The organism is Stenotrophomonas sp. KH_052, from assembly GCF_057838755.1.
This window is the reverse complement of sequence record NZ_CM174475.1, coordinates 1,877,158-1,903,433: the sequence shown is the minus strand read 5'-3', so window position 1 is coordinate 1,903,433 and position 26,276 is coordinate 1,877,158. Positions and strand designations below refer to the sequence as shown.

At 66.7% G+C, this 26,276-nt stretch carries 19 protein-coding genes; 8 read left to right on the top strand and 11 right to left on the bottom strand.

The features are described 5' to 3' along the window. Positions 1-121: 121 nt before the first annotated feature. The 3 genes from AC3ITW_RS08805 to AC3ITW_RS08795 are packed head-to-tail and all read right to left on the bottom strand — an operon-like array spanning position 122 to position 7,874. Complete coding sequence (locus tag AC3ITW_RS08805) at positions 122-3,208, bottom strand: efflux RND transporter permease subunit (protein ID WP_489390240.1); 3,087 nt, start codon at positions 3,206-3,208, stop codon at positions 122-124. Continuing rightward, on the bottom strand, positions 3,205-6,726 hold the full coding sequence (locus AC3ITW_RS08800; protein WP_489390239.1) for an efflux RND transporter permease subunit: 3,522 nt from the start codon (positions 6,724-6,726) through the stop codon (positions 3,205-3,207). Before AC3ITW_RS08800 ends, AC3ITW_RS08805 begins: the two co-directional genes overlap by 4 nt. Next, positions 6,723-7,874, bottom strand: coding sequence for an efflux RND transporter periplasmic adaptor subunit (locus AC3ITW_RS08795; RefSeq protein ID WP_012510783.1), 1,152 nt, complete (start codon positions 7,872-7,874; stop codon positions 6,723-6,725). The genes AC3ITW_RS08800 and AC3ITW_RS08795 overlap by 4 nt, the downstream gene beginning before the upstream one ends. 205 nt (positions 7,875-8,079) lie before the next feature. On the opposite strand from AC3ITW_RS08795, the gene AC3ITW_RS08790 reads away from it, so the two are divergent. Then, the gene (locus AC3ITW_RS08790; RefSeq protein ID WP_100434467.1) at positions 8,080-8,469 is read left to right on the top strand and encodes a c-type cytochrome; all 390 of its coding nucleotides are present in this window, start codon (positions 8,080-8,082) and stop codon (positions 8,467-8,469) included. A gap of 9 nt (positions 8,470-8,478) precedes the next feature. Continuing rightward, positions 8,479-8,940 (top strand): c-type cytochrome, encoded by a 462-nt coding sequence (locus AC3ITW_RS08785; RefSeq protein WP_006361215.1) that lies wholly within the window; start codon positions 8,479-8,481, stop codon positions 8,938-8,940. A 169-nt stretch (positions 8,941-9,109) separates the two neighbouring features. Here the strand turns inward: AC3ITW_RS08785 and AC3ITW_RS08780 are convergent, their stop codons facing one another. Together AC3ITW_RS08780 and AC3ITW_RS08775 are read right to left on the bottom strand one after the other, a co-directional pair. Beyond that, positions 9,110-10,993, bottom strand: coding sequence for an ATP-binding cassette domain-containing protein (locus AC3ITW_RS08780; RefSeq protein ID WP_489390238.1), 1,884 nt, complete (start codon positions 10,991-10,993; stop codon positions 9,110-9,112). Positions 10,994-11,297: 304 nt separating this feature from the next. Next, on the bottom strand, positions 11,298-12,173 hold the full coding sequence (locus tag AC3ITW_RS08775; protein WP_489390237.1) for a LysR family transcriptional regulator: 876 nt from the start codon (positions 12,171-12,173) through the stop codon (positions 11,298-11,300). A 102-nt stretch (positions 12,174-12,275) separates the two neighbouring features. Between AC3ITW_RS08775 and AC3ITW_RS08770 the strand changes: the two genes are divergently transcribed. Both AC3ITW_RS08770 and dbpA read left to right on the top strand, forming a co-directional pair. Then, positions 12,276-13,355 carry a YeiH family protein gene (locus AC3ITW_RS08770; protein WP_485616695.1) on the top strand — a complete coding sequence of 360 codons (1,080 nt, stop codon included), beginning with the start codon at positions 12,276-12,278 and terminating at the stop codon, positions 13,353-13,355. A gap of 153 nt (positions 13,356-13,508) precedes the next feature. After that, positions 13,509-14,885 carry an ATP-dependent RNA helicase DbpA gene (gene dbpA / locus AC3ITW_RS08765; protein WP_012510779.1) on the top strand — a complete coding sequence of 459 codons (1,377 nt, stop codon included), beginning with the start codon at positions 13,509-13,511 and terminating at the stop codon, positions 14,883-14,885. A 142-nt stretch (positions 14,886-15,027) separates the two neighbouring features. Here the strand turns inward: dbpA and AC3ITW_RS08760 are convergent, their stop codons facing one another. The 4 genes from AC3ITW_RS08760 to AC3ITW_RS08745 all read right to left on the bottom strand — a co-directional run bounded on the left by AC3ITW_RS08760 (position 15,028) and on the right by AC3ITW_RS08745 (position 18,914). Next, positions 15,028-15,564: an adenine phosphoribosyltransferase gene (locus AC3ITW_RS08760; protein ID WP_489390236.1), complete on the bottom strand. Its 537-nt coding sequence runs from the start codon at positions 15,562-15,564 to the stop codon at positions 15,028-15,030. A 669-nt stretch (positions 15,565-16,233) separates the two neighbouring features. Continuing rightward, positions 16,234-17,799: a protein adenylyltransferase SelO gene (locus tag AC3ITW_RS08755; RefSeq protein ID WP_489390354.1), complete on the bottom strand. Its 1,566-nt coding sequence runs from the start codon at positions 17,797-17,799 to the stop codon at positions 16,234-16,236. A 32-nt stretch (positions 17,800-17,831) separates the two neighbouring features. After that, on the bottom strand, positions 17,832-18,521 hold the full coding sequence (locus AC3ITW_RS08750) for a glutathione S-transferase family protein (RefSeq protein WP_012510777.1): 690 nt from the start codon (positions 18,519-18,521) through the stop codon (positions 17,832-17,834). Positions 18,522-18,704: 183 nt separating this feature from the next. After that, positions 18,705-18,914, bottom strand: coding sequence for a cold-shock protein (locus AC3ITW_RS08745; protein ID WP_004153307.1), 210 nt, complete (start codon positions 18,912-18,914; stop codon positions 18,705-18,707). A gap of 301 nt (positions 18,915-19,215) precedes the next feature. Here AC3ITW_RS08745 and AC3ITW_RS08740 point away from each other — a divergent pair, with 301 nt between their 5' ends. After that, positions 19,216-19,704, top strand: coding sequence for a YaiI/YqxD family protein (locus tag AC3ITW_RS08740; RefSeq protein ID WP_004153306.1), 489 nt, complete (start codon positions 19,216-19,218; stop codon positions 19,702-19,704). A gap of 6 nt (positions 19,705-19,710) precedes the next feature. Here the strand turns inward: AC3ITW_RS08740 and AC3ITW_RS08735 are convergent, their stop codons facing one another. Further along, positions 19,711-20,589, bottom strand: coding sequence for a pseudouridine synthase (locus AC3ITW_RS08735; protein WP_004153305.1), 879 nt, complete (start codon positions 20,587-20,589; stop codon positions 19,711-19,713). A 123-nt stretch (positions 20,590-20,712) separates the two neighbouring features. Here AC3ITW_RS08735 and AC3ITW_RS08730 point away from each other — a divergent pair, with 123 nt between their 5' ends. From AC3ITW_RS08730 to AC3ITW_RS08720, 3 genes are all read left to right on the top strand, one after another. Further along, positions 20,713-21,261, top strand: a complete 549-nt coding sequence (locus AC3ITW_RS08730; protein WP_032969767.1) for a YaeQ family protein — start codon at positions 20,713-20,715, stop codon at positions 21,259-21,261. Then, positions 21,258-22,442 (top strand): BaiN/RdsA family NAD(P)/FAD-dependent oxidoreductase, encoded by a 1,185-nt coding sequence (locus tag AC3ITW_RS08725; RefSeq protein WP_004153303.1) that lies wholly within the window; start codon positions 21,258-21,260, stop codon positions 22,440-22,442. The genes AC3ITW_RS08730 and AC3ITW_RS08725 overlap by 4 nt, the downstream gene beginning before the upstream one ends. Positions 22,443-22,533: 91 nt before the next feature. Beyond that, the gene (locus AC3ITW_RS08720) at positions 22,534-24,603 is read left to right on the top strand and encodes an EAL domain-containing response regulator (protein WP_012510772.1); all 2,070 of its coding nucleotides are present in this window, start codon (positions 22,534-22,536) and stop codon (positions 24,601-24,603) included. A 111-nt stretch (positions 24,604-24,714) separates the two neighbouring features. On the opposite strand, the gene fabV is transcribed toward AC3ITW_RS08720, so the two are convergent. Continuing rightward, a complete protein-coding gene (gene fabV, locus AC3ITW_RS08715; protein WP_100434460.1) occupies positions 24,715-25,974 on the bottom strand; it encodes an enoyl-ACP reductase FabV in 1,260 nt (419 codons plus the stop codon). Positions 25,975-26,276: the final 302 nt, after the last annotated feature.

Below are 26,276 nucleotides of genomic sequence, written 5' to 3'. Positions count from 1 at the left end.
TTGGCACAGCATTTCCGAGAGGCACTGATGGGGTAGCGCCGGGCCATGCCCGGCGAAAAAATGGGGGGAGACCGCCCCACTACGACCGGCCTCCCCCCACACCACAACACGCTGTCGTGCATTACAGCCGGGCAGCGCCCGGCTCTACCATCTCCAGACCGCGCGCACGCCGGATCAGTCGTGTGACCGCACTGCGCAGGTCATCCAGCACCGCGTAGATGGTCGGCAGGAACAGCAGGCTGACCACCGTCGAGAACGCCAGGCCGCCGGCAATCGCGCGTGCCATCGGCGCGTACTCCGGGCCGTTGCCGAACATCTGCGTATTGGTCAGCGAGATCGGCACCATCGCCAGGATCGCCGTGCCCATGGTCATCATGATCGGCCGCAAGCGCTCGCGTGAGCCCTCCACCAGCGCCTGGGTGCGTCCCATGCCGCCGCGCCGCAGATTGTTGATGTGCTCGATCATCACGATGCCGTTGTTCACCACCACGCCCATCAGCACCAGGATGCCGATGAAGGACATGATTCCGAACGAGGTACCGGTGATCCAGAACAGCCAGAACACGCCGAAGATCGAGAACAGCACCCCACTCATGATCGCCGCCGGGAACAACAGCGACTCGAATACTGCGGCCATCATCACGTAGATCATCACCAGTGCGATGAGCAGGTTGAACACCATCTGCTGCATCGCTTCGTCGTCGTTGCCGTAGTCGCCGCCATCGAAGGTGAAGCCATAGCCGGCCGGGAAGTTCATTGGCTTGAGCACCGATTCCATCGCCTTGCGGCCGTCCGGCGCGGTGATCTTCTCGGCCAGGTTGGCCTTGATGGTCAACGTGGTCTGGCGGTTGGTACGGCCGATCTGGGTGGCCGACGAGCCGACGTCGACACTGACCAGGCTCAGCAGCGGCACGCTGCGGCCATCGCCGGTACGTACGCTGAAGCCAGCCAGATCCTCGGGACTGCTCTGTTCGGCACCGGCGAAGCGCACCCATACCGGCACTTCGTTGTCACCACGGCGGAACTCGCGCATCGGCGCACCGCGCAGTGCGAGGCCAACGAAGCTGGCCACCTGCTCGGCATTGAAGCCGAACGCTGCGGCACGCTCACGATCGACACGCACCTTCAGTTCACCGCCCTTCTCGCCATTGTCGATGCGCACGTCGCGCAGCTCGGCACGCTGGGCCAGCAGCGGCACCACTTCCTGGCCGATCTCCTGCAGCATCGAACTGGAGTCGCCGACCAGCTGCACCTGCACGCCCTGGTTGCCCCCACCACCGCCGTCACCGCCCTGGTTGCCGACGAAGTAGTCGGTGCGGGCCGACTTCGGCAGGCCTTTGCGCAGCTCTTCCTGCAGCGCCTTGATGTCCTTAGCGTACTTCTCGTCCAGAGTGACCACGGTCGAGCTGCCTTCCTGCTCGCTGTACCAGGAGTACACCTGCTTCACGTGCAGGCGTTCGCGGTTCTGGTCGATCCAGCTCTCCACCCGCGCCACTTCTTCGGACATCTGCCGGTAGGTATAGGCGCCCTTCCACATGTAGCCGATGAAGATGTCCTTGCCGCCTTCGCCGCCGAACATATCGATCTTGGTCAGCTTCATCGGCACCAGGCTGATCAGCACCACCAGCAGGATGCCGAGCAGGCTCCAGCCGCGATGGCGCAGTGACCAATCCAGCAGCTGTGCGTAGCGGTGCTGCAGGCGCCCGATCAGGCCGGTCTTCGAATGCACCAGCTTCGGCGTGGTCATGCGCGCGGACAGCATCGGGATCAGGCTGACCGCCACCAGCCACGAGGCCAGCAGCGAGACCGAGATGGTGATCGCGATCTGCGCCATGAAGATGCTGATGTTGTTGGTCTCGCCGAACAGGTTCGGCACGAATACGATGCAGTGGCACAGCGTGCCCGCGCTGAGTGCGATGGCCACGTTGCGGGTGCCGATGATCGAGGCCAGCCGCGGCTGCCCGGGCATGCGCTCGCGCTCCTGGTAGATGCTCTCCACCACCACCACGGCGTTGTCGACCAGCATGCCGACCGCCAGCAGCAGGCCCATCATGGTCAGGATGTTCAACGTCACCCCGGCGAAGTACATGAAACCCAGGGTGATGGTGAAGCAGATCGGAATGGCCAGGGACACCATCAGCGTGGATGGCCAGTGGCGCAGGAAGAAGAACAGCACGGTCACCGACAGGATCAGGCCGACGCCGCCGGCCTCGGCCAGTTCCAGCAACGAGGAGGTCACCGCCTTGCCCTGGTTGTCGATCACCTTGATCTGCACGTCGCGCATCGACGCCTCCGCGCGGATCGCCTCGACCTCGGCCAGTGCCGCGCGCGAAACCTCCACCAGATTGGCGCTGCGCTCCTTGAAGATGTCCAGGCCGACCGCCGGGTTGCCGTCCAGGCGGCGCCCATAGCTCATCCGCGCCGGCTTCAGCCGAATCTCGGCGATATCACCCAGGCGCAGGCCCTTGGCGTTGATCACCAGGTCGCGCATTTCCTGCAGGTCGGTGATTTCGCCCACCGGCTGCACGCGCACGCGCTGGCCGTTGTCGTCAATCTGCCCGGCCGAGATCGAGAAGTTCAGCGTGCGCAGGCGCTCGCTCAGCTCGTTGATGCTCAGCCCGTGCGCGTTGAGCCGGTTCGGATCGATGGCGATCTCCACCTCGTTCGGCGGCGCGCCGGTGATGTCGACACGCGCCACGCCGGGAATGCGTTCGATGCGCCGCTTGAACTCGCGGTCGAGCATGTCATAGGCGGTGGTCAGGTCGGTGGTGCTGGCCAGGCGCACCTTCAGCACCGGCTGATCACTGCTGGACCACTTGAACACGTTGTAGCGCTGCAGGTCGTCGGGCAGGTCGCTGCGGATCGCATCGATGCGCTCGCGCGCGTCGGACGCGGCGATCGCAATGTCGCGGTCCCAGTCGCTGAACTCGATGTAGATCAGCGCCGCCTCGGAGGTGGCCGACGAGCGCATGCGCTTGATGCCGGTCATTGTCGCCAGCGATTCCTCAACCGGGCGGATGATGGTCCGCTCCACTTCCTCCGGGGTCGAGCCGGTGTACGGGATCTGCACGAACAGGAACGGCGCCGAGATGTCCGGCAGCGCTTCCAACGGCAGCCGGAACGAGGCGATCAGGCCGATCACCACCAGCGACACGAAACACATGATGGTGGTGACCGGACGGCGGATGGAGAACTCGGCAACACTCATGCCGGTTCCTCCGCACCCGCCGCACTGTCCGCTGCGCCCGGCTCGATCGCACCGGCATGCTTGCGGCCACGTTCGCGGTAATACGCATCGCCGCGACGGTCCATCAGGTCGTACACCACCGGAATGACCAGCAGGGTCAGCAGGGTCGACACCAGCAGGCCACCGATCACGGTGATCGCCATCGGTGCGCGCACCTCGGCGCCCTCGCCCATCGCCACCGCCAGCGGCAGGAAGCCGAACAGCGTGCACAGGGTGGTCATGATGATCGGGCGCAGGCGCGAGCGCGCACCTTCCACCAGCGCCTCGTGCTTGGCCACGCCAGCCTCGCGCAGCTGGTTGACCTTGTCGATCAGGATGATCGCGTTCTTGGTGACCAGGCCGACCAGCAGGATCAGGCCGATGAACACCACCACCGAAATGGGCTTGCCGGTCAACATCAGCGCCAGGATCGCACCGACCAGCGCCAGCGGGATGGTGAACAGGATCACGAACGGATGCAGCAGCGACTCGAACTGCGAAGCCATCACCAGGTAGACCAGGAAGATCGCCAGGCCGAAGGCGAAGATCAGCGACTTCGCCGCCTGGGCCAGCTCCTCACCCTGGCCACCGATGTGCAGGCCGACGCCCGCGCCCAGCGGCTGTTCTGACACCATCTGCTGCACTTCGCGCATGGCCGCGCCAAGATCGATGTCGCGCAGGTTGGCCGACACCACCGCCACCCGCGTCTGGTCGGCGCGATGGATCTCGCTGGGACCGGTGGTGGCCACCACCTCGGCCACCGCGTCCAGTGTCACCGGGCGGGTGCTGCCGGGATTGACGATCAGCCGACGGATGCTCTCCACGCTGGCGCGGTCGCCTTCCTGCGCACGCACCAGCACATCGATCTTGCGGTCACGGAAGCTGTAGCGTGTCGCCACGTCGCCGCGCACCTTCTTCACCACCACATCGGCGATCTGGCGCGTGGTCAGACCGAGCGCACCGGCGCGTTCCTGATCGAAGCGGATCTGGATTTCCGGGAAGCCCTCTTCCACCGTCGACTTCACATCGGCGTAGTGCGCGTTGCCGCGCAGCATCGCCGCCAGGCGCTGGCCGGCCACTTCCAGGGTTGCCATGTCCTGCCCGCGCAACTCGATTTCCAGCGGCGTGGAGAAGCTGAACAACGCCGGCCGCGCGAAATCGACCTGTGCACCCGGATGCTGGCCCATGGTGTCACGCAGGCGCTCGGTGATCTCGGCCTCGCTGCGTGCATTGCCTCCGCCTTCCATCACCACGGTCAGCTTGCCGATGTTCTCGCCGCTCTCGGTGGGGCTGGCATCCAGGCGGGTGCCGCTGCCGCTGACACCGTACAGCGACGCCACGCCTTCGCCCTTGCCGTGTGCCAGCTGCAGCTCGCGCACCAGTGCATCGGTCTGCTTCAGCGGCGTGCCGGCCGGCAGCTTCACCGTCATCTCGAAACGGTCCTGCGCCAGCTGCGGGATCAGGTCGGCACCGAGCATCGGCACCAGCGCCATGGTCGCCACGAAGATGATCGAGGCAACGCCCAATACCTTGCCCGGATGCGCCAGTGCGCTCGGCAGCAGGCGCAGGTAGCCACGCTCGGCACCGGCATAGGGCTTCATTGCCAGATCGCTGGCCTTGCGCATCACCGGACCCACCACGGCCACCACGCCACGCCACACCCGCACCACCAGCCAGGCCAGTGCGTAGAAGCTCCAGCGCGCGGTCGCGACCACGCCACGGCGGCCCAGCGCGACCGGCTTCTGCCAGCGGCTCTGCGGCTGCCACGGTGCGTTCGGCGCTTCTTCCGGGAACGCCAGCGGCGGGCGCCCCTTCAGCGAGCTCAGCATCGGGATCAGGGTCATCGACACCAGCAGCGAGATCGCGATGGCGATCGCCACGGTCAATGCCTGGTCGCGGAACAGCTGGCCGGCGATGCCCTCGACGAACACCAGCGGCAGGAACACCGCGATGGTGGTCAGGGTGGAGGCGACCACCGCCATGCTCACTTCGCGGGTACCGACGATCGCCGCCTGCAGGATGCCCAGGCCACGCTCACGCGCCTTGGCAATGCTTTCCAGCACCACGATCGAGTCATCCACCACCAGGCCGGTGGCCAGTGCCAGGCCGCCCAGTGACATCACGTTCAAGCTGAGGCCGAGCTGGCCCATGAAGAAGAACGTGGCGATGATCGAGACCGGCAGCGACAGGCTGATCACGAACGTGCTCCAGCCATCACGCAGGAACAGGAAGATGATCAGGATCGCCAGCAGGCCACCGATCACTGCATCCTTCTTGACGTCGGCAATGGCGTGCTCGATGAAGCGCGACTGGTCCTCGATGGTGGTCATCTCCACATCGGAGGGGAACGTGCCCTTGATCTGCTCCAGGCGCTTGCGCAGCGCTTCGGCGGTGGACACGGTGTTGGCGTCGCCTTCCTTGTAGATCGCCAGTTCCACCGATTCCTTGCCGCCGAGGCGGATCACCGCTTCACGCTCCTTGTAACCCTGGCGCACGGTGGCCACGTCCTTCAGGCGCACCGGCACACCGTTGGCAACCACGCTGGAGCCACCACCGGACGATGCGCTCTGCGCCGCCGACGCCGCCGCGATGGCCGCCGCCGAACCGGTCGACGCGGCGATGTTGAACATCTGCTGCAACGCCGAGTCAGCCGCGCTGCCGTTCGACGCCTGGGTGGTGACCAGCAGGTTGCGGATCTCTTCCAGATCGGCGAACTGGTTGACGGTACGCACCAGGAAGCGCTGTGAACCCTCCTCCAGGCGGCCGCCGGAGATGTTGATGTTCTCGTCCTTCAGGCGCTTGATGACGGTGTCGATCGGCAGGTTCAGCTGGGCCAGCTTCTGCTGGTCGATGTCGACCTGGATCTCGTCCTCCAGACCACCACCGACCTTGACTGCCGCCACGCCGCTGACCGGCTCCAGCTTCTTCTTCAGGTCTTCATCGGCGTAGCGGCGCAGGCCGGTCAGCTCGCGGACCGCATCGGCATCGCTGGTCGGCGCTGCCTTGTTCGACAGCACCAGGCGCATGATCGGCTCGGTGGACGGATTGAAGCGCAGCAGCACCGGTGCCTTGGCCTCCAGTGGCAGGTTCAGCGCTTCCATCTTGTCGCGCACTTCCAGGCTGGCCTGGTCCATGTTGGTGCCCCAGGCGAACTCCAGCACCACATCGCTCTGGCCGGTGCGCGAGACCGATTTCAGCTTGCGCAGGTTCTTGACCACGCCCACGGCCTCTTCGACCGGCTGGGTGATCAGGGTTTCGATTTCGGTCGGTGCCGCACCGGTGTACTCGGTGCGCACGGTCAGCGTCGGGTAGCTCAGGTCCGGCAGCAGGTTGACCTTGAGGTTACCGAGGGCGATCACGCCGAACAGCAGCAGGGTGACCGTGCACATGGCGATGGTCACGCGGCGACGGGTGGCGAATTCCACAAGTCCGCCGCGCATGCCGGCGGCGGCGCCGTCGCTCGCCGGCGAGGCACCGTGGTCGTGGCCCGGGGCGGTCATTGCTTGCTCCCGGCCTTGTCTGCCGGCTTGGCGGCCGCTGCGACCGTCTTCGCCTTTGCCTTCGGATCGGCGATCACCTGCACTGCGGTGCCGTCGCGCAGGGCGACCTTGCCGGCGGTGACCACCTGATCACCGGCCGCCAGGCCATCACGGATCTCCACCCACGGGCCCTCGGCGTAACCCAGCTTGACCGGAACGCGTGCGACCTTGCCTTCGCGCACCCGGAACACCGCCGGTTCACCGTCGTCGAGCAACGCCAGGCGCGGCACCACGAGCGCATCGGCACGCTGGTCGTAATCGATGCGGATGCGACCGAACATGCCGGGCTGCAGCGCGTGCGCGGCGCCGTCGAAGGCGCTGACCACGCGAAACGTGCCACTGCCCGAATCCACCACCGGCGCGATGCGATCGACCGTACCGGTGAAGCTCTGGCCCGGCAGCGCGTCGGCGGCCAGCGTCACCGGCTGGCCAGCGCGCAGGGTGGCCAGCTCGCGCTCGGGCACGTTGAGGGTGGCTTCCAGCCGCGAGTTGTCGACGATGCGGAAGATCGGCGTGTTGATCTGCACGAAGTTGCCGGTCTTGATCGAGCGCGACGCGATCACGCCGGAGATCGGCGCCACCACCGTGGTGTAGGACAGTTCCAGCGTGGCCAGGCGGTACTGCGCGCGTACGTTTTCCAGGTCGTAACGCAGCTGGTCGACGTCGGCGGCGCTGACCATCTGCTGGCCAACCAGTTTCTGCGCGCGCTGGTAGTTGTTTTCCAGCTTGCGCATCTGCGCTTCGCTCTGCGCCACAGCCAGCCGAGCGCGGTCCGGGTCCAGACGTACCAGCGGCTGGCCGGCAGTGACCCGCTGGCCTTCTTCGACCAGCACCGCCAGCGCCACGCCGGAGGTCTTGGCGACCACCTGCGATTCGGCACGCGGCTCCAGCGCAGCGGTGCCGGTGTAGCTGGCGGCGACGGCACGGTGGCTGGCCACGGCCACTTCGACCGGGACCGCATCGACCTTCTTCTCCTCCTTGGTCTCGGCGGCCTTGGCTTCGGAATTGGGCCCTGCGGCGCAACCGCCCAGCAGCAGGGAGGTGGAGATCAGCAGTGCGGCAGCGCAGATTCCGCTGCGACGGCCGGACAGGAAGGTTGGGTGCGACATCGTCAGATCCCTGGAGGATGCGTGGACAGGTGTGGTAGCAAAGTAATGCACCACTTCACGGCCACACCATATCCCAAAGGTCATGGTGCCTTCATGCCACCGGTCGGCCCCCCCCCATTTCAGCTAGATGAAACCTGAGGCTATACTCGGGTCGTTCCGTACCCCACGCCGGAACGACCAGACCCGAATCCCCGGAAAAGACACCATGCGCCCGCAGCCGCTCGCCGCTTGTCTCGCTCTGGCCGTCCTCCTGCCCCTCGGGGCCGCCGCACAGCCCGCTCCTGCTCCTGCCACACCCGCCCCGGCCCAGGCGCCCGCCGCCGCGCCGCAGGCCACCGCTCCCACCGGCAATTTCGACAATGGCCGGGTACTGGCCTATACCTGCCAGGGGTGCCACGGCATCACCGGCTACAAGAACGCCTACCCCAGCTACCGGGTGCCGAAGATCGGCGGCCAGACCCAGCAGTACCTGGCCCAGGCCCTGACCGAGTACCGGCAGGGCAAGCGCAGGCATCCGACGATGCAGGCGCAGTCGATGAGTTTCAGCGAACAGGAGATCGCCGATCTCTCTGTTTACCTGTCCACCGTCAAGTAAGGCCCGCCCATGTCGAAAGCCGCGCATCCGATGCGTCACGCCATCGCCCTGTCCGTTGCCCTGCTGCTGGCCGCCTGTTCACAGTCGCAGGTGGAAAACAGCGAGAAATCCGCCGCCGACCCCGGCCATGCCAGCGGCGAACACGGCTCTTCATCCTCCGCCGGCCTGCCGCCGGGCCGCGAGGCCGCCGGCGAGGCCCGCGCCAAGGTGAAGAGCAAGGCCACCAACCAGAGCTGCATCGACTGCCACGGCGCTGACGGCAATGCGCCGATCGATGCGACCTATCCGAAGCTGGGTGGGCAGTACGGTGACTACCTGGCGCATGCGCTGCAGGCCTACCGTGCCGGCGACCGCCAGCATGCGCTGATGACGCCACAAGCGAAGGACCTGAGTGATCAGGACATCGCCGATCTGGCGGCGTATTTCGGCAGCCGACCGAGCCAGCTGCGGGATCTGCACGGGGTCAAATGACCGCCGGCGCCCCGGTGGGTGCGGACCTTGGTCCGCACGGACCGTTGATTGGTGGGTGCGGACCGTTGGTCCGCACGGATCCGGATATCCACGCATGGCGTGGATCTAATGAGCCGAGCGTGGGCTCGGCTCTACATCAATCGGCGCAACCGCTGGCGCCGACCGATACTCAGCCTTCCAGCTCTTCCCAGCGCGCGTAAGCCGCATCCAGCTCGGCCTGCACCTTGGCCAGCTGCTGGGTGTGCGCGGTTACTTCGGCACTGCTGCGGGTGTAGAACGACGGGTCGTTCATCGCCGAGGTCAGCCCTTCGACGTCGCCTTCCAGCTTCTCGATGGTCTTCGGCAGCTGTTCCAGCTCGCGCGCTTCCTTGTAGGCCAGCTTGCGCTTGGGGGCTGCCGGCGTAGCGGCCGCTGCAGCGGGTGCGGCGGTGGCCGGCTTGGCAGCAGCCACCGCCGTCGGCGCGGCGGCAATGCTGCTGGCGTACCGCTGCCAGTCGCTGTAGCCACCGACGTACTCACCGATCACACCGTCGCCTTCCATCACCAGCGTGGAGGTCACCACGTTGTCGATGAAGTCACGATCGTGGCTGACCAGCAGCAGGGTGCCGGTGTACTCGCCCAGCAGCTCTTCCAGCAGCTCCAGGGTTTCCACGTCCAGGTCGTTGGTCGGTTCGTCCATCACCAGCAGGTTGGACGGCTGTGCGAACAGCTTGGCCAGCAACAGGCGGTTGCGCTCGCCACCGGACAGGCGGGTGATCGGCGCACGCGCACGTTCCGGGGTGAACATGAAGTCCTGCAGGTAGGCATGCACGTGCTTGCGCTTGCCGTTGAACTCGAGGAAATCGCGGCCTTCGGCCACGTTCTCGATCGCGCTCCAGTCTTCACGCAGCACCGCGCGGTACTGGTCGAAATAGGCGATCTGCAGATTGGTGCCGGGATTGACTTCACCCTTCTGCGGCTGCAATTCGCCCAGCAGCAGCTTCAGCAGCGTGGTCTTGCCGCTGCCGTTGGGACCGATCAGGCCGATGCGGTCGCCGCGCAGGATGGTGGTGCTGAAGTCACGGACCATGGTGCGCTCGCCGAAGGCGAACGAAATGTCCTTGACGTCGATGACCTTCTTGCCCGAGCTGACGCCCTGGGCCGCTTCCATCTTGACGTTGCCACTGAGGTCGCGGCGCGCGGAGCGCTCGTTGCGCATCGCCTTCAGGCGACGTACGCGGCCTTCGTCGCGGGTACGGCGGGCCTTGATGCCCTGCCGGATCCAGACTTCTTCCTGCGCCAGCAGCTTGTCGAAGCGGGCGTTTTCCTGCGCCTGCGCGTTGAGGCGTTCCTCGCGGCGGCGCTCGTAGTTGGCCCAGTCGCCCGGCCAGCTGGTGACCTGGCCGCGGTCGATCTCGACGATGCGGGTGGCCAATGCGCGCAGGAAGCGGCGGTCATGGGTGACGAACACCACGCTGCCGCTCCAGCCCTTCAGGAACGCTTCCAGCCAATCAATGGCTTCGATGTCGAGGTGGTTGGTCGGTTCGTCCAGCAGCAGTACGTCCGGGCTGGACACCAGCGCGCGGGCCAGCAGCACGCGGCGCTTCATGCCGCCGGACAGGCGGCCGAACTCGGCCTCGCCGTCCAGGTCGAGCTTGGTCAGGGTTTCGCTGACGCGCTGGTCCAGGCCCCAGCCGTTGGCGGCGTCGATCTTGGCCTGCACGCTGCCGAGCGCTTCGCCATCGAACACCTCGGCATGGCTGAGGTGGTGGAATTCGGCCAGCCACTGGCCCAGTTCGCCGAGGCCATCGGCGACGACGTCGAACACCGAGCCGGCGGCGCCATGCGGCACTTCCTGCTCCAGGCGGGTGACACGCACGCCCTGCTGCACGCGGACTTCGCCATCATCGGGCTTGTGGTCGCCGGACAGCAGCTTGAGCAGGGTGGATTTGCCGGCGCCGTTGCGGCCGATCAGGGCGATGCGTTCGCCCGGCTCGATCGACAGTTCGGCCTTTTCCAGCAACAACGGGCCGCCGACGCTGAAGTCGACGTTCTGTAGGGTAATCAGAGGCATCCGGCCATTGTACCGGTTGGGGGCGTCGGCCGGGTTGCACCCGGCACCCGCAGAGGCAACGGCCGCAGCCAGAGCAACGTCAAAAGCTGGTTTCCTGTGGGAGGCGGGACGGTGTGGGTCTGCAGGACACGCCGTAAACCCATCCCTGGGGGCTCGATGGCGCCATCCATGGCGCCAACGGTCCTGCAGACCCACACCGTCCCGCCTCTGACAGCCTCCCGCGATCTGTCGGGGTCGGATCCCGTTGCTGCGCAACGGGCTCTGACCCCTTCATGGAATTTGCATCGCGAGAGATGGATGTCTGCTACTGCACTTCACCCAACAACGCCTGCAACCCCGGCAACCATTGCTTGCCCGGGTGACGTACCAGCCACAGGGTGCGCTGCAGGGCGGGCATCGGGGTCTCGAGCACGCGCAGGCGGCCGAGAGCCAGCGGCTCTTCCAGTGCATGACGCGAGAGGCAGGCCAGGCCAAGACCGGCGATGGCGGCCTGCTTGATCGCTTCGGTATTGCCCAGCTGCAGGGTCTGCGCGAAACCGCGCAGATGCGCCAACAACGCCTGTTCGACGGCCTCGCGGGTGCCTGAGCCGGGCTCGCGCAGCAGCCAGCGTGCGCGGCGCAGTTGATCCAGCGTCCAGCGCGCGGGGGCGTCGGCGGCAGCCACAATCACCAACGGGTCCTGCTGCCAGGCCGTGACCTGCAGGCCGCGCTCGTGGCACGGGCCTTCGATCAGGCCAGCGTCCACATCCAGGCGCTGCACGGCGGCGACCACGCCGGCACTGTTGTCGATACGCAGGTCGACCTCGGCCTGTGGCGCCTGCCGCAGCAGTTCGGCGATGCGTGGCGGCAGCAGGTAGTTGCCGATGGTGGTACTGGCGGCCAGCACCAGCCGCAGTGGTGCGCCTTGCGCGGGGTCACCGCCGGCGGCGAGCTGGCGCTCGAGGTCGGCGGCGTTGACCAGCAGCGTGCGCGCGGGTTCCAACAGGGCGCGGCCGTGGCCGTTCAGCGCCAGGCGGCGGCCGATGCGGTCGAACAGCGGGGTGCCGAAGTGCGCCTCCAGCTCCTGCAGGGCGGCGCTGCTGGCCGACTGCGAGAGCGCAATGGCCTGGCCGGCGGCAGTGGTGCTGCCGTGGTCGGCGATGGCAACAAAGACCTGCAGCTGGCGCAAGGTCAGGCGCATGGCACTTACCTTCTTGATAGGTAGGTTTCACCCATATTATTCGTTTTACAGGTCATCGTCTGGCGCGCACGCTTGCCACGTCACCCCAGCCCTGCTCCTGCCATGAACGCCCCCGCTCTCTCCTCCTGGTCCCTGCCCGCCCTGCGTCAACGCTGGCAGCCACGCCTGCCCGGCCTGCTGCTGGTGGGCCTGATCGCGGCGGCGTCGCTGTACCTGGCCGAGCTGCCCTGGCTGCAGGCGCACGGTCTGAGCGCGCTGACCGTGGCCATCGTCGCCGGCATCGTGGTCGGCAACACCCTCTACCCGCGGCTGGCGCCGAGCAGCGCGGCCGGCGTGGGCTTCTCCAAGCACTGGCTGCTGCGCGCCGGCATCGTGCTGTATGGCCTGCGCCTGACCTTCCAGGACATCGGCCATGTCGGCGTCACCGGCGTGCTGATGGACGTGCTGGTGGTCGCCAGCACCTTCGGCCTGGCCTGCTGGCTGGGCATGCGCGTGTTCAAGATGGAACGCGAGGCGGCGATGCTGATCGGTGCCGGCAGCGCGATCTGCGGCGCGGCGGCGGTGATGGCCGCCGAACCAGTGGTGCGCGGCCGTGCTGCGCAGGTCACGGTAGCGGTGTCGACGGTGGTGGTGTTCGGCACGTTGGCGATGTTCCTGTATCCCGCCCTGTATGCGCTGGTGCAGTCGCACGGCTGGCTGGCGATGGACGCGCGCCAGTACGGTCTGTTCACCGGTGCGACGGTGCATGAAGTGGCACAGGTGGTGGCCGCTGGCCGCGCGGTCAACGAAGCGGCGGCCGATACCGCAGTGATCACCAAGATGGTGCGGGTGATGCTGCTGGCACCGTTCCTGGTCGCGCTGTCACTGTGGCTGGCGCGTGGCGGCAAGGCCAGCGCCGATGGCAGCAAGGCGCGCATCGTGGTGCCGTGGTTCGCCTTCGGTTTCGTGGCCGTGGCCGGTTTCAACTCGTTGCATCTGCTGCCGGCCGGCCTGCAGGCCGGGCTGGTGCAGCTGGATACCGTGCTGCTGGCGATGGCGATGGCCGCGCTGGGCCTGACCACCCACGTTTCGGCGCTGCGCCAGGCCGGCCTGAAGCCGCTGCTGCTGGCGTTGATCCTGTTCGGCTGGCTGCTGTTCGGCGGGCTGGCGATCCACCAGGGCGTGCTGGCGGTGCTGGGCTGAGCGGGCCCGTGCCGACCGAGTCGGCACCCACCAGTAGATCCACGCCATGCGTGGATGGCGGCTCCAATTGGGGGTCAGAGCCCTTTCCTGCGGAAAGGGATCCGACCCCACCCCATTAGGCGGGAGCGGCCGCGCGGACGGGTACAATGCGCCATGACTGACTTCTCGACCCTGCCGCTGAGCCCGGCCCTGCAGCCCGGCCTGGATGCCCTCGGCTACACCACTCTCACCCCCGTGCAGGCGCAGAGCCTGCCGGCCATCCTCGATGGCCGCGATGTGATCGCACAGGCACCGACCGGCAGCGGCAAGACCGCCGCCTTCGGCCTGGGCCTGCTGCAGGCCATCGACCCCAGCCTGATCCGCGTGCAGGCGCTGGTGCTGTGCCCGACCCGCGAACTGGCCGACCAGGTCGGCAAGCAGATCCGCAAGCTGGCCACCGGCATTCCCAACCTGAAGCTGCTGCTGCTGGTGGGCGGCGTGCCGCTGGGTCCGCAGCTGGCGTCGCTGGAAGGGCATGATCCGCACGTGGTGGTCGGCACGCCCGGCCGTGTGCAGGAGCTGGCACGCAAGCGCGCGCTGAATCTTGGCGCGGTGCGCACGCTGGTGCTGGACGAGGCCGACCGCATGCTCGACATGGGCTTCGAGGAGCCGATCCGCGAGATCGCCGGCCGCACCCACAAGGACCGCCAGAGCCTGCTGTTCTCCGCCACCTTCCCGGACAGCATCCGCGCCATGGCGCGTGACCTGCTGCGCGAGGCAGTGGAAGTGACCGTGGAAGGCGCCGACCAGGCACCGGCCATCCGCCACATGTTCTGCGAGGTGGAACCGGCGCACCGCCAGAAGGCACTGGCCGGCCTGCTGCTGAAGTACACGCCGGAATCGGCGGTGGTGTTCTGCAACACCCGCAAGGACGTGGACGAAGTAGCCAACTCGCTGCAGCAGTTCGGCTTCTCCGCACTGGCCCTGCACGGCGACATGGAGCAGCGCGACCGCGAGGAAGTCTTGTTGTTGCTGGCCAACCGCAGCTGCAACGTGTTGGTGGCCAGCGACGTGGCCGCACGCGGCCTGGACGTGGAAGAGCTGGCGGCGGTGATCAACTACGAGCTGCCGACCGACGTGGAGAGCTATCAGCACCGCGTGGGCCGTACTGGCCGTGCCGGTGCCAGCGGCCTGGCGATCAGCCTGGTGGCCGGCCGCGAGAAGACCCGCGCCGAAGCCATCGAAGCGCAGATGGGGCAGCCGCTGGACTGGCAGAAGACGCCGCTGGCGACTTCGCGCCCGGCCGAGCTGCCGCAGGCCGCGATGCGCACGCTGCGTATCGACGGTGGCAAGACCGACAAGCTGCGCCCGGGCGATATCCTCGGTGCACTGACCGGCGACGCCGGCCTGTCGAGCAAGTTCATCGGCAAGATCGCGATCTTCCCGACCCGCTCCTATGTGGCGATCGCGCGTGAGCAGGCCAACAAGGCCGTGGCCAAGCTGGAAGCCGGCAAGATCAAGGGCCGACGTTTCCGCGTGCGGATGATGTAACCGGGTGACCTGTAGAGTCGAGCCATGCTCGACTCTGTGGGAACAGCGAACGGCAACAGCGCTGCCAACCAAGGTTGGCAACTACCGGCTCCCGGCCATTCGCTCTGGTAGATGCCAACCTTGGTTGGCACCTACCCTCTAATCAGAACACCAGTTCGGTGTGCAGCGGCAGATCCGCTTCCCAGCGCGCGCGGCCGCCGAGGCCGTCGAGCTCGACCAATACGCCGGCACCGACCACGTCAACGCCCAGGCGGCGCACCAGCGACAGCGCCGCAACCAGCGTGCCGCCAGTGGCCAGCACGTCGTCGATGATCGCCACGCGGGCACCGGCCGGCAGCGCATCGGCGTGCACTTCGATGCAGTCGCTGCGGTATTCCAGCGTGTATTCCTCGCGCAGCACCTGGCCCGGCAGCTTGCCCGGCTTGCGCACCGGCACGAAGCCGACACCCAGTTCCAGCGCCATCGCGGCGCCGAGGATGAAGCCACGCGATTCGATGCCGATCACCGCGTCCAGCTTCTGGTCGCGCCAATGGTTGGCCATCGCGGTGATGGCACCGCGGAAGTCCTCGCCGTGGGCGAGCAGCGGCATGATGTCCTTGAAGAGGATGCCGGGCTTGGGGAAGTCGGCGATGTCGCGCAGGCGGGAGGCCCACTGCGGAGCGACGATGGCGTCGGTCATGTCACGTTGGCTATCTGATGGCGGCATAGGGTACCTGTTCCGGGCGCCGCCTGCCTGTTGAGGGGTCGGCCGGGCTGCGCCCGGCACCTGCAGAGGCCACCGCGCAAGCAAAAGCGAAAGCAAAAGCCGCATTCCGAGGGATGGCGGGGTGGGTCCGGTTGCGGGGGGCGCTGCAAGTACGTCCATGTAAGCTCGGTCGCCGCTTGCTCGTGTGCGCTGTCCTGCGCACACGGCAAGACCGGGGTTGGGCCTCCTGCCCAACCCGCCCGAGGCATGCCTCGGGCCCATGCGGCTCACGCCCCCGCAACCGGACCCACCCCGCCTTCGACAGATTTCTGCGATCTGTCGTAGATCCACGCCATGCGTGGATGAATCTTCATCGAAATCCAATATTTCGAAAATTGAACGAAGAGCATCCACGCATGGCGTGGATCTACCGTGTCGACCAAGGTCGACACCTACCCACAGCAGCGGGAATCTGTCGGAGGCGGGGCGGTGTGGGGCTGCAGGACCGTTGGCGCCATGGATGGCGCCATCGAGCCCCCATGGACGGGTTTACGGCGTGTCCTGCAGCCCCACACCGCCCCGCCAGACCACGGAATCCGCTTTTGCTCTGGCTGTTGCCCTGGCCTCTGCAGGTGCAGGGCGCAGCCCTGCCGAAACCCACCCTCAGGAGCTGCAGGACAGCATCGAGCAGCCGGCGCGGTTGTCTGCCCACGCCGGGCGCTTGCCGGCGAAATGCTCCAGCCCGGCACGCTCGGTGTACGGATCACGCAGCACGTCCTGCAGTGCGTGAACGCCACCGAGGTCGCCCTGCTCTGCACGATCGATGGCTTCCTGCGCCAACCAGTTGCGCAGCACGTACAGCGGATTGGCCGCGGCCATCTTCGCCGTGCGCTCAGTGGCCGACAGCGGATCGGCCTGCAACCGTGCCGCGTAGTCCTGCAGCCACTGCTGCAACGGTGCCTGCACCGCCTGCTGGCGCGCCTCGTCGTAGTACACCGCGTCCAGCAGCGCCGCATCCGGTGCGGCCGGATCGAGGCGCATCAGCGCGCGCCAAGCCAGGGTCATGTCCATGGCACCGTCCTGCATCAGCTGCTGCCAGCGCAGGTAGAGCTGCAGGTCGTCATCGTCGGCCGCGGCCAGGCCGAGCTTGGCGGCAGCATCGCGACGCGTGCAGGCCACGAAGGTGGACTGATACGCCGCCAAGCCCGCCTGCAGTGGCGCAACATCGGCAAACAACGGCGACAGTGCCTGCGCCAATCGGCTCAGGTTCCAGTACGCCACCTGCGGCTGGGTACCGAAACGATAACGGCGGCCCTGTGCGTCGGTGGTGTTCGGCGTCCAATCCGGATCGAAGTCCTCGACCCAACCGTAAGGGCCGTAATCGAGTGTGAGGCCGAGCACGGACAGGTTGTCGGTGTTCATCACGCCATGCACGAAACCCACGCGCATCCAGTGCGCGATCATCTCGGCGGTGCGCACCGCGATCTGCGCGAACCAGTCGCCGTACAGCGTCTCGCCCTCCCCTTCCAGCTCGGGGAAATCGCGGGCGATGCAGGCATCAACCAGCTGCTGCAGCAACGCGGTTTCACCACGCGACGCAGGCAGCTCGAACGAACCGAAGCGCAGGAACGACGGCGACACCCGGCATACGATGGCGCCGGGCTCGGCGCGCGGATGGCCGTCATAGAACATGTCACGCATCACGTCTTCGCCGGTGCCTACCAGCGACAGCGCGCGCGTGGTCGGCACACCCAGATGATGCATCGCCTCGCTGCACAGGAATTCGCGGATCGAAGAGCGCAGCACGGCACGACCATCCGCCCCGCGTGAGTACGGCGTCGGGCCGGCCCCCTTCAGCTGCAGCTCCCAGTGACGGCCATCCGGCGCAACCAGTTCACCCAGCGAGATCGCACGCCCATCGCCGAGCTGACCGGCCCAGTGACCAAACTGATGGCCACCGTAGTTGGCCGCCCAAGGCTGCATGCCGGCGTACAGCGCGTTACCGCCGAATACACGCGCGAAGCCTTCGCTCTCGACCTCAGCGATATCGAAGCCAAGCATCTCGGCGACGTCCGGTGCCCAGGCCAGCAGCGTGGGCGCCGTCACCGGGGTCGGCATCACTGGCGACCAGGCGGCGCCCAGCACTTCGCGGCGGCGTGGGCCGGATTCGGGGTCGCCTGGCAGCGTGTGCAGCAGGCGGTTGTCGAAACGGGGGCTGTCGGTATCCATGGTGCTGAAGATGGGGGCGACGGCCACCCTCCTCAATTGCCGCTGAGTGCCTGCAGGTGACCGCCGTGGGCCTCGGCACGCTGATAGGCCGGGCGTTCACCGATGCGCTTGAGGAAGCCACGCAGTGCCGGCTTGTCGTCGAGGCCACCACCGCGCGCGGCCGCAGCCTGGATCGGGAAGCTCATCTGGATGTCGGCGGCACTGAAGCGCTCGCCGGCGAACCACGGGCTTTCGGTCAGGCGGCGCTCCATCCAGTCCAGGTGCAGACGCCGCTGCGGGCCGATGAAGCCACGCTCGGCCTTGTCGGCGATGCTGCGTGCGATCGGGCGCGCGAAGAACGGCATCGGTGCGCTGCGGATGCGACCGATCACCAGGGTCAGCAGCAGCGGCGGCATCGCCGAGCCTTCGGCGTAGTGCAGCCAGTAGCGGTAGGCGATGCGTTCAGCACCATCGGCAGGCGTCGGCGACGGCGACAGCTGGCGCTGGGTGTCGTAGCGGTCGGCAAGGTAATCGAGGATGGCACCGGATTCGGCCAGCACCAGTTCACCATCCTGCAGTACCGGCGACTTGCCCAGCGGATGCACCTGACGCAGTTCCGGCGGTGCCAGCAGCGTCTTCGGATCGCGCGGATAGCGGCGCAGCTCGTAGTCCAGCCCCAGCTCCTCCAGCATCCACAGCACGCGTAGTGAACGGGAGTTTTCCAGATGGTGGACGATGCGCATGGGGACGATCCTTGGGGGGACCTGCATCCTACCGCGCACGGTGCATGCCCTTTGTAGAGTCGAGCTTGCTCGACTGCTTTCCAGAGACAGTCGGGCAAGCTCGACTCTACAAAGCAGCGGGCAATAAAAAACGCCGGAAGCTTTCGCTTCCGGCGTTCTGGCTACCAAACGGTAGCAGACGGATTAGACCGCCTGCACCTGGTCAGCCTGCATACCCTTCTGACCCTGGACGGCGATGAAGGTAACCTTCTGGCCTTCCTGCAGGGTCTTGAAGCCGGTGCCCTGGATGGCACGGAAGTGCACAAACAGGTCCGGGCCGCTTTCCGGGGTGATGAAGCCGAAGCCCTTGGCGTCGTTGAACCACTTGACGGTGCCGGTCTGACGATCAGACATTTGACTAACTCCTGAAACACATGTTGAAAAAATCGCAGCCACCGGGTATCGGGGCCGAGACTGAGTTGCAGGCGTTGGTAAAGCGGATCGATGAGCGGATCGTGAGATCAACTGCACCAGGCCACGATTCACGGTGACCCTAGCAAACACAGTGGGACGAACGATACGCGTGTTTTCTGCAAAAAGCGATAGCCCGGACGTTCATCGACAAACGCCGCCCGCTAGGCGTGGCAAGGGTTGGCGCCTTTCCGCGGCTAACCCCGAGTCCCCATTCAGGTTTTTCCTACCCTACACTGGGTAAATGACTGAAGCTGAAACCCAAGCTGAACACGCCCGCCCCCGTATCTGGGTGGATGCAGATGCCTGCCCCACCGTCATTCGCGACATCCTGTTCCGGGCGGCTGAACGGGTCGGGATCGAACTGACCCTGGTCGCCAACCAGTGGATCCGTACCCCGCCCTCACGCTGGCTGCGCTCGATCCAGGTGCCGCAGGGCCTGGACGTGGCCGACAGCGCCATCGTCGAGCGGGTGGCCGCCGGCGACCTGGTGGTCACCCAGGACATCCCGCTGGCCGCACTGGTGCTGGAAAAGAAGGCGGTGGCCCTGAACCCGCGCGGCCAGCTGTACACCCCGAACAACATGGCCGAACGGCTGTCGATGCGCAATTTCATGGAGGAACTTCGCGGCGCCGGGGTACAGACCGGGGGGCCTCCGCCATTGGGGCCACGCGACCGGCAGCTGTTTGCGGCTGAGCTGGACCGCTGGCTGGCGCGGCATCCGGCCCGCTGAACGCGTCTAGCCTTCCGGATCCGGCAGGCGCAGGCAGCGCTGGCTGCTGAACACCCGACGCTCGCCGCTCAACGGGTCGTCGAAGGCCAGCCCCTGCGCCAGCAGCTGCAGCGGCACCTCGGCCGTGCCTACCGGCCGCTGCCGCAACTGCGGATACAGGTCATCGCCCTCGATCGGCGCGCCCAGCATCGCCATGTGCACGCGCAGCTGGTGCTTGCGGCCGGTTTCCGGCAGCAGCCGATAACGCCAGATCGGTCCCTCACCCTCGATCAGCTCGATCCGGCTGCGCGCATTGGGCTCCCCGGGCACTTCGGCCATTCGGAAGAACGGTTCGGCCGGAGCCAAGCGGCTGTGCCGATGCAGCGGGAACGTCGCCGCGGGCAGCGCCGGCGCCAGCGCCTCGTAGGTCTTGTCGATGCGGCGTTCGCGGAACAGCCGCTGGTAGGCGTCGCGCGATGCAGCCTGCGTGGAGAACAGCACCAGGCCTGCAGTCAGCCGGTCCAGCCGATGCAGCGGCACCAGATCGGTATTACCGGTACTCGCGACCAGGCGTGCCAGCAACGTCTCGCGCACATAACCTCCCGCTGGCGTGACCGGCAGGAAGTGCGGCTTGTCGGCCACCAGCAGGTGCGCATCGAGATGGACGATGGTCTCGGCGAAGGGGATCACCGGCTCGTCCACCACCTCCCGGAAATACCGGATCTCCAGCCCCACCTGCCAGGGCATGTCCGCTGCCAGCGCCCTGCCCTGCGCGTCCTGCACCCGGCCGCGCGTGAAGCGATCCTGCCATTGCTCACGATCGATGCGCGGAAAACGCGCGCACAGGCCGTCGAGAAGCGTGGCCCAGTGGCCGGGCGGAAGCTGCAGGCGGCTGGGCAGGATCATCAGGTCCACTCAGGCAACGGAAAAGAGCCCAAGCGTGCCACGTTGACGCTGCACAGACAGCCCCGCCACGGACACCCCCGGAGCAAACCTCTATCATGGTCCTCTTTAGTCCACGGTACCCCCATGGCTCTCACCGCCACCATCCGCAAGGCCGAACTGCAGATCAGCGACATGGATCGCGGCTATTACGCGACCCACAACCTGACCTTGGCCCAGCACCCGTCCGAGACCGACGACCGCCTGATGGTGCGCCTGCTCGCCTTCGCGCTGAACGCTGGCGACCGCCTGGAGTTCGGCCGCGGCCTGAGCACCGATGACGAACCGGACCTCTGGGAACACGACTACACCGGCGACATCCTGCAGTGGATCGACCTGGGCCATCCCGACGAATCGCGCATCCGCAAGGCCAGCAACCGCAGCCGCCAGGTGCAGGTGATCAACTATGGCGGCAACGCTTCGGAGATCTGGTGGGGCAAGCAGGGCAAGGGCCTGGCGCGCTTCGACAACCTGTCCGTGGTTGATCTGGACGGCGACTTCGTCGAGCGCTGGGGCCAGCAGATCAAGCGTGCGATGCGCTGGAGCGTGCTGATCCAGGACGGCGAGGTGCAGCTGCTGGACGATCAGATCCAGCTTGACGTGATCCCGAACTGGCGCAAGCGCGCCAAGGCATGAGCGCGATCCGTTGCGATGTGGTGGTGATCGGTGCCGGTGCAGCCGGGCTGATGACCGCGATCACGGCCGGCCAGCGCGGCCGCCAAGTGCAGGTGATCGACCATGCCAACAAGATCGGCAAGAAGATCCTGATGTCCGGTGGTGGCCGCTGCAATTTCACCAACACCGGCACCACCCCGGCCAACTTCCTGTCGGCCAACCCGCACTTCTGCAAGTCGGCGCTGGCGCGCTACACACCCTGGCATTTCATCGAGCTGGTCAACAAGCACGGCATCACGTATCACGAAAAAGAGCTGGGCCAGCTGTTCTGCGACATTTCGTCCAAGCAGATCGTGAAGATGCTGGTGGACGAATGCCAGACGGCGGGCGTGCAGATCCGTACCCAGTGCAGCGTAGAGCGCATCGAGCATGGCACCGATGGTTTCCGCGTACACACCACGCAGGGCTTGTTCCATTGCGCCTCGCTGGTGGTGGCCACCGGTGGCCTGTCGATTCCCAGCCTTGGCGCCACCGGTTTCGGCTATGAGATCGCCCGCCAGTTCGGCCACCAGGTGCTGCCGACCCGCGCCGGACTGGTACCGCTCACTCTCAGCGGCAAGCACCAGGAGCGGTTGGCCGATCTCAGCGGCGTGGCGCTGCCGATCGAGGCGCGCTGCAATGGAAAGAGCTTCCAGAACTTCATGCTGCTGACCCACCGCGGCGTGAGTGGCCCGGCGATCCTGCAGATCTCTTCGTTCTGGCAACCCGGTGACGCGCTGGAGCTGGACCTGCTGCCCGGCCAGGATGCCGGTGACTGGCTGCGCCAGATGAAGCAGGAGCGGCCCGCCGCCGAACTGCGCACGGTGCTGGGCGAGGTGCTGCCGAAGCGGCTGGCGCAGCGCCTGTGCGAGCACTGGCTGCCCGACCGCCCGGTACGCCAGCTGGACGAGCCGGTGCTGCGCCAGGCTGCACAGTTGCTGGGCGCGTTCCCGCTGGTGGCCAGTGGCACCGAGGGCTACCGCACCGCCGAAGTCACCCTGGGCGGCGTGGATACGGCCGAAGTCTCGTCTTCGACGCTGGAATCCAAGCGCGTGCCCGGCCTGCATTTCGTCGGTGAGGTGCTGGATGTGACCGGCTGGCTGGGCGGCTACAACTTCCAGTGGGCCTGGGCCAGCGGCCACGCGGCCGGCGGCGTGGTGTGAACCACATCGCCGTTCGATGCGCGCAAGGGGTGCGCGCATGGACGGTTCGCCGCGCATCGTGTATCTAGGTTCGCAGATTGGGGAGCAGTGCATGCAGAACGCGAACGACATCACCATCCGCCTGCTGATCGTCGATGACAGCGGCGAGAATGCCGAAGCCATCGTCAGCACCCTGCGCAACAGCGGCATCGCGGTGCGCCCATGGCGCCCGCAGGACGCGGCCGAACTGGCGCAGGTGCTGGCCAGCCAGGCCATCGACCTGGTGCTGGCGTCACCCTCGCAGGGCATTCCACTGCCGTTGGCCGCACAACATATCGCTGCCAGCGGCAAGGACATTCCGCTGGTGCTGCTGGCCGAGCGCATCGACGAGGACGAGCTGGTGCAGGCCAGCAGCCATGGTATCCGCGCCCTCGCCCTGCGCCAGCGCCCCGAGCATCTGCTTGCGGTGATCCGTGACCAGTGGGTGGACCTGCAGGCGCGTCGCGGCCTGCGCCGCATCGAGGCACAGATGCGCGAGACCGAGCGCCGCTGCGATGCGTTGATTGCCTCCTCGCGCGATCCCATCGCCTACGTGCACGAAGGCATGCATATCCGCGCCAACGATGCCTATCTGGAGATGTTCGGCTACGAGCATTTCGACGACATCGAAGGCATCTCCCTGCTGGACATGGTCGCCGCCCAGCACGTGGAGGGCTTCAAGCAGCTGCTGAAGGGCCTGAGCCGTGGCGAGGCGCCGCCGCCGCAGTACCAGCTCGATGCCCGTCACGAGGACGGCAGCGCGTTTCCGGCGACGATGGAATTCACTGCCGCCACCTATGAAGGCGAGTCCTGCCTGCAGGTGGTGCTCCGCCGCCGCATGGAGTTCGACCCGGAACTGGCGCGCGAGGTCGAGGACCTGCGCCAGCGCGACCAGGTCACCGGCCTGCTCAACCGCCCGACCTTCATGCTGCAGCTGGAAAGCGCGGTAGCCCAGGCCGGCCGCAGCGAAGGCCAGTTCGGCCTGCTGCTGATCGAGCCGGACCACTATGCGCGCCTGCTGCCGGACATCGGCTTGGCGTCGGCCGACACCCTGATCGGCGCCCTCGCCGGCCTGCTGGCCGAAGTGGTGGGCGAGGATGCGCAACTGGCCCGTTTCGGCGAGCACAATTTCGCCGTGCTGCAGGCCGGCCCGTATGCGCAGACCGTGGCGCTGGCCGAGCGCATCCGCGAGGCCTACGCCGCGCATGTGTTCAGCATCGGCGCCCGCTCGGCCACGGTGACGGTGAGCATCGGCGGCGTGCAGGTGGGCGAGAAGATCGCCAGCATCGGCCAGGTACTGGCGCGCGCCAGCGAATGCACGCATGCCGCCGCCGAGCTGGGCAACACCTGCCGCATCTTCGACCCGGCCGCCGCTGACCGCGTGGAGGAAGAACGCGTGCTGCGCTGGGTCGCGCGCATCCGTGAAGCACTGGCTGGCGACGGCTTCCAGCTGCACTACCAGCCGGTACTGAACCTGCAGGGCGAGTCACTGGAGCTGTACGAGGCGTATCTGCGCCTGGAGCATAACGGCGAACTGCTGAGCCCGACTGCGTTCCTGGGCATCGCCGAGGAGCACGGCCTGCTGGCCGACATCAACCGCTGGGTGGTCTCGCAGGCGATCGCCGTGCTTGGCCAGCGCGCCCGCGAAGGGCATGCCACCCAGATGCTGGTGAAGGTGACCCCGGAATCGTTCGACGACCCGCAGATGATCGCCACCCTTCGCCGCGAGCTGCAGGCACAGGGTGTGCCTGGCGAGCGGCTGTGGCTGCATGCGCCGGAAGCGAAGGTGTTCACCCACCTGCGCAGCGCCCAGCAGTTCCTTGCCGAAGTGGCACCGCTGGGTTGCCGGATCGGCCTGGAGCAGTTCGGCTCGGGGCTGGATTCGTTCCAGTTGCTGGCCCACTTCCAGCCGCAGTTCCTCAAGCTGGACCGCGGCTTCACCAGTGACCTGGCGGCCACCCGCGAGAACATCGACCGCATCAGCCAGATCACCGCGCGTGCGCAGGAAGCCGGCATCCGCACCATCGCCGAGTTCGTCAGCGATGCCAATTCGATGACCCTGCTGTTCAGCGCCGGCGTGGACTATGTGCAGGGCGACTTTGTCGGCCCCGCGCTGGCGGAAATGGGCTTCGAGTTCGGGTGACCGGTAGCGCCGGGCCATGCCCGGCGAGCGCAGCGGCCTGCCAGTCATCCGCCGGGCATGGCCCGGCGCTACCGAAACAAGAAGGCCGGCTTTCGCCGGCCTTTTGCTTGATCAGGTCAGATCGACCAGGTTGTCGATCTTCACGTCCGGATTGACGTCGGCCTCGTAGTCGACGCCGTCCACGCCAAAACCAAACAGGCGCAGGAAGTCGGCCTTGTAACCGGCCAGGTCGCTGATCTCGTACAGGTTCTCATTGGTCACCTGCGGCCACAGCGCAACGACCTTGCCCTGCACGTCCGCCGCCATTTCCTTGTAGTCCGCACGCAGGCGGCCTTCTTCGTCGATGAGCGTGACCTTGTTGCCGTCACCATCAACCAGGTCGTGGCGCAGGCGATCGACCGCCACACCATCGGCGCTGGCACCGTAGAGGATGTCGTAGAGCACATCGAGCTGTTCGATGCAGCCTTCGTGCGTGCCCTTTTCCTTCATCACCTTGAACAGCAGCGACAGGTACAGCGGCATGGTCGGAATGGCCGAGCTGGCCTGGGTGACCACCGCCTTCAGCACCGACACCCGGGCGTCGCCACCGATCTTGGCCAACTTCTCGCGCAGGCTCAGCACCTTGGTGTCCAGGTCTTTCTTGGCCGCGCCGATCGAACCGTTCCAGTAAATGGCCTGGGTGATCTCTTCGCCCACGTAGGTGAAGGCCGTGGTGGTGCAGCCGTTGGCCAGCACGCCGGCATCGGCCAGCGCCTCGATCCACATCTGCCAGTCCTCGCCACCCATCACCGCGACCGTGCCGGCGATTTCTTCCGGGGTGGCCGGCTGCAGATGGGTCTCGGTCAGCACTTCCTTGTCGGTGTCCAGCCCGCGCAGGGTGATCGGCTCGCCGATCGGCTTCAGCGTCGAGCTGATGATTTCACCGGTCTTCGGGTGCTTGCGACGCGGCGCGGCAAGGCTGTAGACCACCTGATCGACCTGGCCGAGATCGGCCTTGATCATCTCGATGGTCCTGGCCTTCACTTCATCGGAGAAGGCATCGCCGTTGATGCTCTTGGCGTACAGGCCGGCTTCGTCGGCGTACTTGTGGAACGCGGCGGAGTTGTACCAGCCCGCAGTGCCCGGCTTGCTCTCGGTGCCAGGGCGCTCGAAGAAGATGCCCAGGGTCGCCGCGCCGCTGCCGAACGCCGCGGTGATGCGCGCAGCCAAGCCGTAGCCGGTAGAGGCACCGATCACCAGCACGCGCTTGGGGCCGTTCTGGATCGGCGGGCGCGCACGGATGTAGTCGATCTGCTGTTTGACCGCGGCCTCGCAGCCGGTCGGGTGGGTGGTGACACAGATGAAGCCGCGGACGCGCGGTTTGATGACCATGGATACCTCGGGTTGGCAGATGCGGCGCGCGGGGCGCTCAGCAGGAATACGGGCGCGCGCCTGCGCGCGCGAACCGCAGGATCGTAGTGCGCGGGGGAAGATTGCACAACCGACGGCGGCGTAGGGTGGGGTTTGTTCTGCAGGGTTGCACCCTGCACCTGCAGAGGCCGGAGCAACGACCAGAGCCGGAGCAACGTCAAAAACTGGGTTCCTGTGGGTTGGCGGGGTGGGTCCGGTTGAGGGGGACGCTGCAAGTACATCCATGTAAGCTCGGTCGCCGCATCCATGCGGCTCACGCCCCC